Raw genomic sequence first — 14571 nt, 5'->3', positions numbered from 1 at the left:
GCCGGCCTTGGCCCGACGATAAAGGACATGGTATTCCCGCCGGGGTGGACAGCCCCGACGTATCAGCTCTGCATCCAGCAACCCGCCAGTCCGACCCACGGCGCCGTTGCCGGCGCACGCGATGATCAGACCTGGATGGCCCCCGCTACCGCATCAGTCAGCCTGGCGGCGCAGGAACGCCGGGATGTCCAGGTAGTCGTTCGGCAGCTCTGCAGCAGCCGGCGACGCCGACGAGGTGGAAGCAGACACGGTGTCCGAACTCGGACGACGCAGGCCCATGCCCATGGTGTGACCCACGGCCTTGGCCACGGCGTCGGCCGGGCTTTCGTACTCGTCGAACTCGGCCTGGCCGGTGGTGGCGTTACGCACCAGCTTGATCGGGCCGCGCTCGCCCGGACGCTGGGCGTTTTTGGCAACGGCACGGTTCAGGCCGGTGGCAACCACGGTCACCTTGATCTCGTCACCCAGATCCGGATCGATCACGGTGCCGATCACCACGGTGGCGTCTTCCGAAGCGAAGGCATGCACGGTGCGACCGATTTCGTCGAACTCGCTCATGGTGATGTCGGTGCCGGCGCTGATGTTGACCAGCACGCCGTTGGCGCCGGCCAGGTTCACGTCGTCCAGCAACGGGTTCTGGATCGCGGCTTCGGCAGCAGCCTGGGCGCGGTCATCACCACGTGCGGTGCCAGTGCCCATCATCGCCAGACCCATTTCCGACATCACAGTGCGCACGTCGGCGAAGTCGACGTTGATCAGGCCCGGACGCACGATCAGATCGGCGATGCCCTGCACCGCGCCCTGCAGGACGTCATTGGCAGCGCGGAAGGCCTGCACCATGGTGGCGTTGCGGCCAAGCACGGTGATCAGCTTTTCGTTCGGGATCGTGATCAGCGAATCGACGTGCTGGCTCAACTCCTCGATACCCTTCAGCGCCACCTGCATGCGGCGACGGCCTTCGAACGGGAACGGCTTGGTGACCACGGCCACGGTCAGGATGCCCATTTCCTTGGCCAGCTGTGCCACCACCGGTGCAGCACCGGTGCCGGTGCCGCCGCCCATGCCGGCGGTGATGAACACCATGTCCGCACCCTGCAGGGCGTCCATGATGCGCTCACGGTCTTCCAGTGCGGCCTGGCGGCCGACTTCCGGGTTTGCGCCTGCGCCCAGACCCTTGGTTACGTTGGTGCCAAGCTGCAGCTGCAGCTTGGCACCACAATTCTTGATGGCCTGCGAGTCGGTGTTGGCGGTGATGAATTCCACGCCATCCACGCTGCTGTTGACCATGTGCGCCACGGCATTACCGCCGCCGCCGCCCACGCCAACGACCTTGATCACCGCGTTCGGTGCCATCTTTTCAATCAGTTCGAAATGCGCCATGTCCATGTCCTCTCTATTGCCGTGATTGGTTCGGGCATCCGGGAAGAATCCTTCTCCTTCTGCGCCCGCCCGCACCGGCGAGTTGTTTTAGGTGTACCGCATCGGGTTGCCCCTGCACGGTGGTTGTTGCTTGCTTCAATGACTGCGTTACAGCACTTCGTCTTGCCTTACTGCTTGCCCTTCTGACTGCCTCACTGCTCTACCACCGGTCCCGCGCTCAGAACTCGCCGCGGAACCAATTCTTCAATTTGTTGAACATGCTGCCGGCGCGCCCGGTGGGCAGCGACGGGCGACGCGGGTGTTCGATCTGGCTGCCCATCAGCAGCAGGCCCACGCCGGTGGCATGCACCGGGTTGCCAACCACTTCGCCCAGCCCGGTGACGTGCTGCGGAATGCCAACGCGTACCGGCATCTGCAGCATTTCCTCGGCCAGTTCGACCACACCTTCCATCTTCGAAGCGCCGCCGCTGAGCACCAGGCCCGCGCGCACCATTTCCTCGAAGCCCGAGCGGCGCAGTTCGGCCTGCACCATCTCGAAGATCTCCTCGTAACGGCCCTGCACTGCCTGCGCCAGCGAATGACGCGGCATGCGACGCGGCGGGCGATCGCCGACCGAAGGCACCTGGATGCTTTCTTCGGCCGTTGCCAGCTGCGCCAGCGCACAGGCGTAGCGCACCTTGATCTGCTCCGCTTCCGGGGTTGGCGTGCGCAGCATGTGGGCGATGTCGTTGGTGACGTGGTCACCGGCAATCGGCAGCGATGCGGTGTGGCAGATCGCGCCCTGGATGAACACCGCAATATCGGTGGTGCCTGCGCCGATGTCGACCATCACCACGCCGAGCTCGCGCTCGTCGGCGGTCAGCACCGCAACGCTGGAGGCCAGCGAGGACAGCACCAGGTCGTCCACCTGCAGGCCGCAGCGCTGCACGCACTTGCTGACGTTGGCGGCGGCAGACTGTGCGCACACCACCAGGTGGGCGTGCACTTCCAGACGCACGCCGGTCATGCCGACCGGATTGCGGATGCCTTCCTGCGAATCGTCGAGCACGTACTCGCGCGGGATCGCATGCAGGATCTTCTGGTCGGCAGGGATGGCCACGGCCTTGGCCGCTTCCAGCACGCGATCCAGATCGCCCCAACTCACTTCGCCTTCGCGGATCGGGGTGATGCCCTGCGAGTTGCGGCATTGCACGTGGTTGCCGGAGATCGAGGCATACACCGAACGGATCTCGCAGCCGGCCATCAGCTCGGCTTCTTCGATGGCGCGCTGGATCGACTGCACGGTGGATTCGATATCCACCACCACGCCGCGCTTGAGACCGCGCGACTCGTGCGAGCCGATGCCGATGACCTCGATCGGGCTGCCCGGCGAGTACTCGCCGACCAACGCCACCACCTTGGAGGTGCCGATATCCAGGCCAACGATCAGTGATTTGTCACCCTTGCGGTTCATGTCCTGTCCTGCGTCTGCTTTGTTGCCGGCGGCGGGGTTCCCCAGCTCAGCGTGAATCCATTGGTATAGCGAAGGTCGGCGCGCACGATCGGCACCTGGGTGCGGGTCAGCTGCGGCAGCACGCGCACGAAGCGGCTCAGGCGTGAGCGTGCATCGTTGCGCCCAACAACCACTTCGGTGCCGTTATCCAGCGCCAGCGACCAGCTGCCGCGCGCGTCCATCGCGACTTTGCGTACGTCCACACCGGCCGGTGCAAACAGTGCGCGTGAATCGTTGTACAGCTCGACAACTTCGGTGGTCATGCCATCGGGGCCATCGAGTTCGGGCAGCGGCGCGTTCTCCAGACCGTGCGGCACCGCAAACAAGCGGCCCTGCTCGGACAGCAGGCGATCCTTGCCCCAACGTGCAAATGGGCGGTGCTCGACGATGCTCACTTCCAGCAAATCCGGCCACTGCTTGCGGACCTGCGCGCTTTCCACCCACGGCAGCTTTTCCACAGCCGCCTGTGCGTCCTGCAACTTCACCGCGAAGAAGCCCGAGCGTGCATATGGCAGCAAGGTCTTCTGCAGTTCTTCGGCCGGCACGCGCTTGAACTCGCCGTGCACGCGCAGCTTGGCCAGTGGCCAGCGCTCGGCACCCACCCAGCCGTTGACCACCGCCACCACCGGCAGCACCACCAGGGCGATGGCCAGCAACCAGGCGAGCATGCGCAGGATGGCATTCATCGTGCGCCCTCCCCTGCAGCGCGGCCGCAGGCCACCACCGCAGCCCGCAGTGCGGTTGCGTGGGTACGGCGCAGCGGCAGCGCGATAGGCATCATTCGCCCTTGGCCTCCTTGAAGCCGTCGGTGACCACCTGCTGGACAACGGCACCGATGTCGCCGGCCCCCATCATCAACAGCAGATCGCCGTCCTGCAGTACATCCGGCAGCACGGAAGCCAGGTCGGCGGAGTGACTCACCACCACCGGCTCGCTGCGGCCGCGCGCGCGGATTGCGCGTGCCAGCGACTTGGAATCGGCACCGGGAATCGGCGCTTCGCCGGCCGGGTAGACCTCGCTCAGCACCAGTGCGTCCACTTCCGACAGCACCGCTGCGAAGGCATCGAACTGATCACGGGTACGGCTGTAACGGTGCGGCTGGAAAGCCACTACCAGACGCTTGTCCGGCCAGCCACCACGGGCAGCGGCAAACACCGCTTCCAGTTCGCGCGGATGATGACCGTAATCGTCGATCACGCGCACCTTGGAACCCTTGTGGGTGGTGACTTCGCCAAGGTCGTTGAAGCGACGGCCAACGCCTTCGAATTTTTGCAGCGCAGCGGCGATGTCTTCCGGTGCCACGCCCAACTGCCAAGCCACCGCAGCGGCGGCCAGTGCATTGAGCACGTTGTGCTTGCCCGGCAGTGCCAGCACCACCGGCACGCTGGTGCCTTCCGGCAGGCGCAGGGTGAAGCGCATGCGCGGGCCGTCCTGCACCACGTCCTCGGCGCGCACGTCGGCATTGCTGCTCAGGCCGTAGCTCATCACGTGGCGCGGCGTCTTGGCAGCCAGCGCGGCCACTTCCGGGTCATCGATGCACAGCACCGCCAGACCGTAGAACGGCAGGCGCTGCAGGAACTCGGCGAACGCTGCCTGCACGCGGGCGAAGTCGTTGCCGTAGTTTTCAAGATGGTCGGCGTCGATATTGGTGATCACCGCCACCAGCGGATTCAAGCGCAGGAAGCTGCCATCGCTTTCATCGGCCTCGGCAACCAGCCACTCGCCACCGCCAAGCTTGGCGTTGGCACCGGCGGCCAGCAACTGGCCACCGATCACGAAGGTCGGGTCCAGCTTGCCTTCGCTCAGGATCGCGGCGGTCAGCGAGGTGGTGGTGGTCTTGCCATGGGTACCGGCGACGGCGATGCCGCGACGGAAACGCATCAGCTCGGCCAGCATCGCCGCGCGCGGCATGATCGGAATGCGCTGGCTGCGCGCTTCCATCAGCTCGGGGTTGTCCTCGCGGATGGCGCTGGAAACCACGATGCAATCGGTGCCCAGCACATTGGCGGCGGAGTGACCGCGCATCACGCGCGCGCCCAGACGCGCCAGACGGCGGGTGGCTGCGTTGTCGGCGTTGTCGGAACCGGAGACTTCATAGCCCAGGGTCAGCATCACTTCGGCGATGCCGCTCATGCCGGTGCCGCCGATGCCGACGAAATGCACGCGCGGGAAGGCGCGGACCAGGTCGGAGGTGTCGTTGAGGCGGCGGATCATGCCTGGCCTCCGGTGTGGCTGGCGCGGGTGCGCGATGCCGTGTTCATGCTGCTTCCTCAAGAATGATGTCTGCGATGCGTTCGGCCGCATCGACCTTGGCCAACCCACGCGCGGCTTGCGCCATCTGCATGCGGTGGCCGGGGGTGTTTGCCAGCGTGCGCAGCACGCCTTCCAGGTTGGTCGCCAGCGCGTCGTCCTGCTTCAGCAGTTCGGCGGCGCCGCGTTCGACCAGATATTCGGCATTGCGGGTCTGGTGGTCGTCGACCGCGGCGGCGAACGGCACCAGCACGCTGCCGATACCGACAGCGCACAACTCGGCAAGGGTCGATGCACCGGAACGGCACACCACCAGATCGGCCCAGCTGTAGGCGGCCGCCATGTCCTTGATGAACATGTCGACGCGGCCTTCCACGCCGGCGGCGCGATACGCCTGCAGCGCCTCTTCGTGCAGTTTCTCGCCGCACTGGTGCCAGACTTCGATGGCGACGCTGTCAGCCAGCGCAGCCAAGGCCTTGGGCATGGCGTTGTTCAACGCGCGAGCGCCCTGGCTACCGCCCAGCACCAGCACCCGCATCGGGCCACTGCGGTCGGCCAAACGCTGCTCCGGCGCAGGCAATGCAGCGATCTCGGCACGCACCGGATTGCCAACCACCTCTTCCTTACCATCAGCAAAGCTGCCCGGGAAACCGGACAGCACGCGGCGCGCAAAACGCGACAGGATGCGGTTGGTCATGCCCGGCGCACGGTTCTGTTCGTGTACCAGCAGCGGCAGGCCATGCAGGCGAGCGGCAATGCCGCCCGGGCCGGACGCAAAGCCACCAAACGCCACCACCGCACGCGGCTTGCGATCACGCAGCACATAACCTGCACCACGAATCGCGCGCATTACCCGGATCGGTGCACCCAGCAAGGCCAGCTTGCCCTTGCCGCGCAGGCCGGAGATGGCCAGCGTGTCGACATGGATGTCGTGCTGCGGTACCAGGCGGGTTTCCATCGCACCGTCGGCACCCAGCCAGGTGACCGGAATGCCGCGCTCGCGCAGCACCTTGGCCACGGCAAGACCCGGGAAGATATGACCACCGGTACCGCCGGCCATGATCATTACCGGGCGCTGGTCCAGATTCTTGTTCGCTGCTGCCATTACGCGATCCTCCCGAAGGTAGGCTCGACGCGCTGCTGCATGCGACTGGTGCCGCGTGCAGCACTGCTCTGCATTGCCGCAGCAACCGCACTGGCAGCTTCCGTACGCGGCTCAGCCGGTGCGCCGTCGTGCGCCTCGGCAACATCCGGCTCGGCACCTTCGAGATCCTCGCGGACTTCCTGGCGACGCACTGCACGGTTGTATTCGTAGGACACGCGCAGCAGCAGGCCCATCGCCACGCAGGTCATCATCACGCTGGAACCGCCGGAAGAAATCAGCGGCAGGGTCAGGCCCTTGGTCGGCAGCATGCCCAGGTTCACGCCAATCGAGACGAAGGTCTGCAGGCTGATCCACAAGGCGATACCGAAGGCGATGTATCCGGCGAAGTGGCGACGCATTTCGATGCAGCGCAGGCCCAGCCAGAAGGCACGGCCAACCAGCAGCACGTACAGGCTGATGATGCCGCACACGCCAATGAAGCCCAGCTCCTCGGCGATCACCGAGAAAATGAAGTCGGTATGTGACTCGGGCAGATAGTTGAGCTTCTGGATCGATGCACCCAGGCCCACGCCGGTCCACTCGCCACGGCCGATCGCCATCAGCGCATTGGACAGCTGGTAACCCGAACCCAGCTGGTCCTGCCACGGATCCATGAACGAGGTAACGCGGCGCATGCGGTAGGGTTCGAAGATCACCAGCGCGATCAGGCCCGGCAACAGCAGCAGCACCGGCAGGATGATGCGCTTGATCTGCGCGCCGCCCAGCACCAGCATGCAGGTGGTGATGCCCAACAACAGCATCGACGAACCAAAGTCGGGCTGCATCAGGAGCAGCACCACCAGCACGCCGACCACACCGACCGGCTTGAGCATGGCCTGCCAGGTGGCATTGACCTCATCGCGGAAGCGCACCAAGTAGCTGGACAGCCAGACGATGTACAGCACCTTGACCGCTTCCACGGTCTGGAACTTGGAGAAGCCCAGGTTGATCCAGCGCTGCGCACCGTTGACGCTGCTGCCAAGGCCGGGGATGAACACCACCACCAGCAGCGCGAAGCAGCCCAGCAACAGCAGCTGGTTGTACTTTTCGATTTCCTTCAACTCCACCCGCATCGTCACCGCGGCCAGGACCACACCAATGGCGATGAAGATCAGGTGGCGGGTGAGGTAATAGAACGGACTCTGCGTCAGCGCGATGGAGCTGGAAGCCACCATCACGATCCCGAGCGAAGCCAGCGCCACGGCGGCGCCGAGCAGCCACTTGTCGTAGCTGCCACCAATGGCTTCAAGTCGGGTTGCCTGACGCGAGTAGTCGTCCATCAGCGCACCTTTAGCGTTGCCAGGCCGATCAATACCAGCACCACCGAGATGATCCAGAAGCGCACGATCACGCGCGGCTCCGGCCAGCCCTTCAGCTCGAAGTGGTGATGGATCGGCGCCATGCGGAACACGCGCTTGCCGGTGAGCTTGAACGAAGCCACCTGGATCATCACCGACAGGGTTTCGATCACGAACACGCCGCCCATGATCACCAGCACCAGCTCCTGGCGTACGATCACCGCGATGGTGCCAAGCACCGCGCCCAGCGCCAGCGCGCCGACGTCGCCCATGAACACCATCGCCGGATAGGTGTTGAACCAGAGGAAGCCCAGCCCCGCGCCGGCAATCGCCGCGCAGATGATGACCAGTTCACCGGCACCGGGAATCTGCGGGATCTGCAGGTAGCTGGAGAACACCGCGTTGCCCGAGGCATAGGCGAACACGCCCAGCGCACAGGCCACCAGCACCGTCGGCATGATCGCCAGACCATCCAGACCATCGGTCAGATTGACCGCGTTGGAGAAGCCGACGATCCAGAAGTAGGCAATCGCGACGAAGCTGATGCCTGCCAGCGGCAGCGCAATCGACTTGAACATCGGGATGTAGAAGGTGAGCTCAGCCGGCACCACCGCGGTCTTGTACAGGAAGATGCCGGCGGCCAGACCGAAGATCGACTGCAGCGCGTACTTCCAACGCGACTTCAGGCCGTTCGGATCGCGCTTGGCGATCTTCAACCAGTCGTCGTACCAGCCGATCGCGCCGAAGCACAGCATCACCACCAGCACCAGCCACACATAACGGTTGCGCAGGTCGCCCCACAGCAGCACCGAGACCAGCACCGTGGTCAGGATCAAGCCGCCGCCCATGGTCGGCGTGCCGGCCTTGGAGAAGTGCGACTGCGGGCCGTCCTTGCGGATCGGCTGACCGCCCTTGAGCTGGGCCAGGCGACGGATCGCCATCGGGCCCAACCACAACGACAGCGACAAGGCGGTCAGCGCGGCGAGGATGCCGCGGAAGGTGATGTAGTTGAACAACCGGAACAGGCCGTCCAACTGCTGTAGCCAACGGGCCAATTCAAGCAACATGTGTAGTGTCCTCGCCGCGCTTCAACAGCGCAGTCACGATCTTGTCCATGGCGCTGCCGCGCGAGCCCTTGACCAGGCAACGCACACCAGCATGAAGTTCGGTTTCCAGCGCGGCGGCCAGCGCGGCGTGGGAGTCGAAATGACGCCCGCCTTCGCCGAATGCCACCGATGCCGCTGCGCTCAGCGGGCCCAACGTGTACAGACGCTTGAGACCGGCTTCGCGGGCGCGCTGGCCGGCCTGCGCATGCAATGCCTGCGCGTCCGGGCCAAGCTCACGCATATCACCCAGCACCAGCCAGCCTTCACCCTTGCCAGCCGCCAGCGCGGTGATCGCCGCTGCCAGTGAACCCGGGTTGGCGTTGTAACTGTCGTCGATCAGCACCGCGCCGTTGTCCAGCACATGCGCCACTTGACGGCCAGCAACCGGGCGCGCCTGCGCCAGACCTTCGACAACCAGCGGCAACGCAATACCGGCGGCCAGTGCCATCGAGGCGGCAGCCAATGCGTTCAGCACGTTATGGCGACCCGGCAACTGCAGCGCGACCTCGGCATCACCTTGCGGCGTGCGCAGCTGGAAGCGCGAACCAGCCTCGTCGAGCACGATGTTGGTGGCAGTGACATCGGCGCTGACTTCCAGGCCGAAGCGGATCACCTGATGGTCACCAGCACGCGAGGCGAAATACGGTGAGAACGCATCGTCGGCATTGACCACCGCAACACCGCCATCGCGCAGGTCGTCGTAGACGGCTGCCTTGGTGTTGGCGATCTCCAGCAGGCTGCCCATGCGCTCCAGGTGTGCCGGGGCGACATTGTTGACGATGGACACGTCCGGCGCGGCGATGGCGGTCAGGTAGGCGATATCGCCCGGCTTGCCGGTACCCATCTCGTAGATGGCGAAGTCGGCATCTTCCGGCGCATCGATCACCGCCAGCGGCAGGCCGATCTCGTTGTTGCGGTTGCCCGGCGTGGCATACACATGCTGGCCCAGCACTGCAGCGGCGTGCTGCATGACGGCCAGCAGCAGGTTCTTCACGCTGGTCTTGCCGTTGCTGCCGGTGATGGCGAACACGCGGGTAGCGCGCTGCTGCTGCATCGCTGCGGCAATCTTCGCCAGCGCCAGCTCGGTGTTGGCGACCACGATCTGCGGCACTTCCAGCGGCAACAGGCGCTCCACCAGCAAGGCGCTGGCACCCTGCTCTACCGCCTTGGCGGCAAAGTCGTGGCCGTCGAAACGCTCGCCGCGCAGTGCGACGTACAGGCTGCCCGCTGCCAGCGTACGCGTGTCGTTGCTGACCGCATCGATGCTGGCGTCGTCGCCGTGGATCTCACCACCGGCCCAATGCGCGATCAGCGACAGAGGCGTGCGCTTCATGCGTGCACCTCGCCACTGGTCTTGCGCGCCTGCAATGCGCGCGATGCCACGTCGGTGTCATCGAAAGGATGTTTGATACCTGCAATCTCCTGGTAGGGCTCATGGCCCTTGCCGGCGATCAACACGATGTCGCCGGCCCCTGCCTGTGCGACCGCGGCGTCGATGGCGCGGGCGCGATCGCGCACCACAGTCACCTGCGCAGGCGTCACAAAGCCAGCCATGATGTCGGCGACGATCACGTCACCATTCTCGCCGCGCGGATTGTCGTCAGTGACGAACACCACGTCGGCCAATGCTTCGGCAATCGCCGCCATCTGCGGGCGCTTGCCAGTGTCACGCTCGCCACCGCAACCGAATACGCACAGCAGACGACCATCAAGATGGCCGTGCAGGCTGCGCAGCGCCTGTTCCAGCGCGTCAGGGGTGTGCGCGTAATCGATGACCACGGTCGGCTCGCCCTGACCGCCGAGGCGGTTCATGCGGCCGCGAATCGGCTGCAGCTGGCCCAGCACCTTGGCGATGCTTGCAGCTGACTGGCCCAGACCATGCAGCGCGCCGGCCACAGCCAGCAGGTTGTCGATGTTGAAGCGGCCCAGCAGCGGCGAGCGCAGCGCATGGCGCTCGTCGCCGATGACCAGATCGAAGCCCAGGCCCTGCCCGTCCAGCACCAGCTTCTCGGCGCGGATGGTGGCGCCAGCCTGACCGGTCGAGCTCAGGCCGATGGCCTGCACATCGGCTGCCAGCGTGGTGATCAGTTCACGGCCGAAGGCGTCGTCCAGATTGATCGCCGCAGCCTTCAGGCCCGGACGATGGAACAGCTTGGCCTTGGCCGCGCCGTACGCTTCCATATCGCCGTGGTAATCGAGGTGATCACGCGTGAGATTGGTGAACACCGCCACGTCGTAATGCACGGCATCGACGCGGCCCTGGTCCAGGGCATGCGAGCTGACTTCCATCGCCACCGCCTTGGCACCGCCATCGCGCAGCTGGGCCAGCACTTCATGCATCTGCAGCACCAGCGGCGTGGTGAAACCGATCGGCACCACATCGCCGTACAGGCCAACACCCAAGGTGCCGATCGAGCCACTGGGCGTGCCCAGCAGATGCCAGGCCTGGCCAAGCAGCTGCACGGTCGAGGTTTTGCCGTTGGTGCCGGTGACGCCGACCATGGTCATCGCCCGTGAGGGCTGGCCGTGGAACTGGTCTGCCATCGCGCCCATGCGCGTACGCAGGCCGGGCACGGCGATGGCATCGGCCGGTGCCGGCAGTTCGGCCGGTGCCGGCGGGTCAAACAGGATCGCGGCCGCGCCGGCGGCCTTGGCCTGCTCGACAAAGCCCAAGCCATGCGCGCCAAAGCCGGCGATGGCGACGAACGCATCACCGGCGCGCACATGCCGTGAATCCAGAACCAGGCCGCCGATCTGCGGGTCCTGTGACAGGACCAGATCCGGCAGCAGCTGTGACAACTTCATTGTGTGGCTCACTGGCGCACCTCCGTGGCGGCAGGCGTCGGAGCGACGGCCGTCGGCAGTGCGGCATCAAATTCGGCCGTGGCATTGGGTGCCTCGTCCGGGTCCTGCGGAATCGGCAGCGGCGCAGCGCTGCTGCCCGGCTTGCCACCCACCTTGCCCGCGGCCTGCGCGGCCAGCCACGACTGGATGTCGTCCGGCGGCACGTCCATCAAGCGCAGCGTGCCTTCCATCACGTGATGGAACACCGGTGCGGAGACCAGGCCGCCGTACTGCAGCGAGCCCTGCGGGTCGTTGACCACGATCACCGCCGCATAGCGCGGCGCGGTAGCCGGTACGACACCGGCGAACAACAGATTGTAGTGGCCGCGCTCATAGCCGTTCGGGCCGTTCTTGCGCGCGGTGCCGGTCTTGCCGGCCACGTGGTAACCAAGGATGGCCGCCTGCTTGGCACCGCCGTTGGTGACCACGGTTTCCATCATCCGCACGACTTCGCGCGCGACTTCCGGGTCGATGACCTGGCGTGCCTCGTTACGCTGGCCCTTGATGAAGGTCGGCTGGATCACCTGCCCACCATTGGCCAGTGCCGAGTACGCCTGCGCGATCTGCAACGGCGTCACCGACAGGCCGTAGCCGTAGGACATGGTGGTCTTGGTGGTGCCATACCAGCTCGGGCTGCCCGGGCGCGCGACCACACCCGACGATTCACCGGGGAAGCCGCTGTTCGGGGCCACGCCGTAGCCGAAGCCACGCACCGAGTCGTAGAAGGTCTGGTCCGGAATGCGCGCCACGATCTTGGCCGCACCGATGTTCGAGCTGCGGGTGATCACGCCGGTTACATTCAGCACACCGTTGTTACGCGGCACGTCGCGGATGGTGTAACGGCCCAGCGACATGTAACCCGGATTGGTGTCGATGATCGTGTCCGGCGTCACCACGTGGTTCTGCAGCGCAGTGGCAATGGTCAGCGGCTTCATCGTCGAACCGGGCTCGACCAGATCGGTGACGGCGCGGTTGCGGCGCGTGTCCGGGGTCGCACCACTGACCGAATTCGGGTTGTAGGTCGGCAGGTTGGCCATGGCCATCACTTCGCCGGTGGCCACATCCATGATCACGATGGAACCGCCAGCCGCCTTGTTGGTGGTGACCGCGTTGCGCAGCTCGCGCATCGCCAGGAACTGGATGCGGCGATCGATGCTCAGGGTCAGGTCCTTGCCCGGCTCGGCAGGACGCACCAGATCGATACTCTCGACGATCGCGCCCTTGCGGTCGCGGATGACGCGCTTGGCGCCGGGCTTGCCGCGCAGCCATTCGTCGAAGGCCAGTTCCAGCCCTTCCTGGCCGAGATCGTCGATGTTGGTGAAGCCCAGCACGTGCGCCATCGCCTCACCCTGCGGGTAATAGCGACGGAACTCGCGCTGCGAGAACACGCCCGGAATCTTCAGCGCGACCACCTGCTCGGCCACGTCCGGATTGATCCGGCGGCGCAGGTACATGAATTCCTTGTCGGCCTTCTGGGTCAGCTTGGTGGTCAGTTCGTCCACCGGCAGCGACAGCGCGCGTGCCAACTCGGGAATACGCTCCGGGGCGCGCAGCAGTTCCTGCGGGTTGACCCAGATCGAAGCCACCGGCGTCGACACTGCCACCGGCTCGCCGTTGCGGTCGGTGATCATGCCGCGCGAGGTCGGGATCGGTACATCGCGCAGGAAGCGGGCTTCGCCTTCGCGCTGGTAGAAATCGTTGTTGATCAGCTGCACATACGCGGCACGACCAACCAGCGTCACCGCACACAGACCCAGCCCCACGCCGACCATCAGCATGCGGGTGCGCAGGTTGAACTGCGTGCGGGTACGGTTGCGGCTGGGCTTGTTCATGGCCGGATCACCACGATGTCAGCGGCCTCGGGGAACTTCATGCCCAAGCGGCCACGGGCCTCCTGGTCCACACGCGTGGCCTGGGCCAGAGTCGCCTGTTCCAGCTGCAGACGGCCGAACTCGATGTTGATCTCGTCGCGGGCATGCTCCAGCTTGGACAGCTCGACGAACAGCTGACGGTGGCGATGGCGCATGAACACCACGCCGATTGCCGAGGCAATCGTGCATGCCAGCAGGACGATCAACAGCAGGCGGCTCATCCGGCCACCTCGCACTTCTGGGCCACACGCAGCACCGCGCTGCGCGAGCGCGGGTTCATCGCCAGCTCGTCGTCATCGGCCTTGATGGCACCGCCGATCAGTTCCAGCGTCGGCACGAAGGCCTGCAGCTCCGGCAGCCGACGATTGGTCGGCGGCGCCTTGGCATGGCGGTTCATGAACTGCTTGACGATGCGGTCTTCCAGCGAGTGGAAGCTGATCACCGCCAGACGGCCACCGGGCTTGAGTCGAGCCATCGCCGCGTCGAGACCGGCTTCAAGATCGGCCAGCTCGCGGTTGATGTGGATGCGGATGGCCTGGAAGCTGCGCGTCGCCGGATGGATCTTGTCCTTGCCGCGCGGCATCACCGAGGCGATCAGCTCGGCCAGTTCAGCGGTACGCGTGAACGGCTGCTTCTCGCGACGGGCAACGATGGCGCGGGCGATGCGACGGCTCTGGCGCTCATCGCCATAGGTGAAAAGCACGTCGGCGATTTCGCGATCTTCGGCGCGGTTCAACCAATCCGCAGCGCTTTCACCCGAGTCCGGGTCCATGCGCATGTCCAGCGGGCCGTCCTTGCCGAAGCTGAAACCACGCTCGGCCACGTCGAGCTGCGGCGAGGACACGCCCAGGTCGAACAGAACGCCATCCAGACCGGCAGCGGTTTCGCTCCAGTCCAGCAGGTCGGCAAAGCTGCCGCGATAGATCGAGACACGGCCGTCCGGCGCGAAATCGCGCTCGGCCACGGCAATGGCCTCGGGGTCCTTGTCCATCACCAGCAAGCGCCCATCCGCGCCGAGCTGGCGCAGCACGCCGCCAGCGTGACCGCCACGACCGAACGTGCCATCCAGATAAATACCGTTTTCGATCACCCTCAGGCCGTCAAGGACCTGGGTGTACAGCACCGGCAGGTGAGCTGCCGGCGGCTGCGACACCGCTGGGTGACCGGCCTGCGCTCCTCCGCGCAC

At 65.6% G+C, this 14571-nt stretch carries 12 protein-coding genes; all 12 read right to left on the bottom strand.

Features of this window, described 5'->3' with window-relative positions; translation table 11 throughout:
• Positions 1 to 153: 153 nt before the first annotated feature.
• On the bottom strand, positions 154 to 1380 hold the full coding sequence (ftsZ, locus tag ACVOLS_RS02790; protein ID WP_282266376.1) for a cell division protein FtsZ: 1227 nt from the start codon (positions 1378 to 1380) through the stop codon (positions 154 to 156).
• Positions 1381 to 1597: 217 nt separating this feature from the next.
• Positions 1598 to 2833, bottom strand: a complete 1236-nt coding sequence (gene ftsA, locus ACVOLS_RS02785) for a cell division protein FtsA (RefSeq protein WP_057627474.1) — start codon at positions 2831 to 2833, stop codon at positions 1598 to 1600.
• Complete coding sequence (locus ACVOLS_RS02780) at positions 2830 to 3558, bottom strand: cell division protein FtsQ/DivIB (protein WP_481544382.1); 729 nt, start codon at positions 3556 to 3558, stop codon at positions 2830 to 2832. Before ACVOLS_RS02780 ends, ftsA begins: the two co-directional genes overlap by 4 nt.
• Positions 3559 to 3649: 91 nt before the next feature.
• Positions 3650 to 5086, bottom strand: coding sequence for a UDP-N-acetylmuramate--L-alanine ligase (gene murC / locus ACVOLS_RS02775; protein WP_481544381.1), 1437 nt, complete (start codon positions 5084 to 5086; stop codon positions 3650 to 3652).
• Positions 5087 to 5129: 43 nt separating this feature from the next.
• Positions 5130 to 6227, bottom strand: a complete 1098-nt coding sequence (murG, locus tag ACVOLS_RS02770; RefSeq protein ID WP_481544380.1) for an undecaprenyldiphospho-muramoylpentapeptide beta-N-acetylglucosaminyltransferase — start codon at positions 6225 to 6227, stop codon at positions 5130 to 5132.
• Entirely contained in the window at positions 6227 to 7546 is a 1320-nt protein-coding gene (gene ftsW / locus ACVOLS_RS02765) for a putative lipid II flippase FtsW (RefSeq protein ID WP_481544379.1), read from the bottom strand. The genes murG and ftsW overlap by 1 nt, the downstream gene beginning before the upstream one ends.
• Positions 7546 to 8631, bottom strand: a complete 1086-nt coding sequence (gene mraY, locus ACVOLS_RS02760) for a phospho-N-acetylmuramoyl-pentapeptide-transferase (RefSeq protein ID WP_057627465.1) — start codon at positions 8629 to 8631, stop codon at positions 7546 to 7548. The genes ftsW and mraY overlap by 1 nt, the downstream gene beginning before the upstream one ends.
• A complete protein-coding gene (locus ACVOLS_RS02755; protein ID WP_481544378.1) occupies positions 8621 to 10003 on the bottom strand; it encodes a UDP-N-acetylmuramoyl-tripeptide--D-alanyl-D-alanine ligase in 1383 nt (460 codons plus the stop codon). The genes mraY and ACVOLS_RS02755 overlap by 11 nt, the downstream gene beginning before the upstream one ends.
• Positions 10000 to 11475: a UDP-N-acetylmuramoyl-L-alanyl-D-glutamate--2,6-diaminopimelate ligase gene (locus tag ACVOLS_RS02750; RefSeq protein ID WP_481544377.1), complete on the bottom strand. Its 1476-nt coding sequence runs from the start codon at positions 11473 to 11475 to the stop codon at positions 10000 to 10002. Before ACVOLS_RS02750 ends, ACVOLS_RS02755 begins: the two co-directional genes overlap by 4 nt.
• A gap of 8 nt (positions 11476 to 11483) precedes the next feature.
• A complete protein-coding gene (locus ACVOLS_RS02745; RefSeq protein WP_481544376.1) occupies positions 11484 to 13346 on the bottom strand; it encodes a peptidoglycan D,D-transpeptidase FtsI family protein in 1863 nt (620 codons plus the stop codon).
• Positions 13343 to 13606, bottom strand: coding sequence for a cell division protein FtsL (gene ftsL / locus ACVOLS_RS02740; protein WP_282266357.1), 264 nt, complete (start codon positions 13604 to 13606; stop codon positions 13343 to 13345). The genes ACVOLS_RS02745 and ftsL overlap by 4 nt, the downstream gene beginning before the upstream one ends.
• The gene (gene rsmH / locus ACVOLS_RS02735) at positions 13603 to 14571 is read right to left on the bottom strand and encodes a 16S rRNA (cytosine(1402)-N(4))-methyltransferase RsmH (RefSeq protein ID WP_481544421.1); all 969 of its coding nucleotides are present in this window, start codon (positions 14569 to 14571) and stop codon (positions 13603 to 13605) included. The genes ftsL and rsmH overlap by 4 nt, the downstream gene beginning before the upstream one ends.

It is taken from the genome of Stenotrophomonas sp. STEN038, from assembly GCF_056759895.1.
The sequence above is the reverse complement of the archived record's forward strand: the minus strand, read 5'-3'. Positions and strand labels throughout refer to the sequence as shown.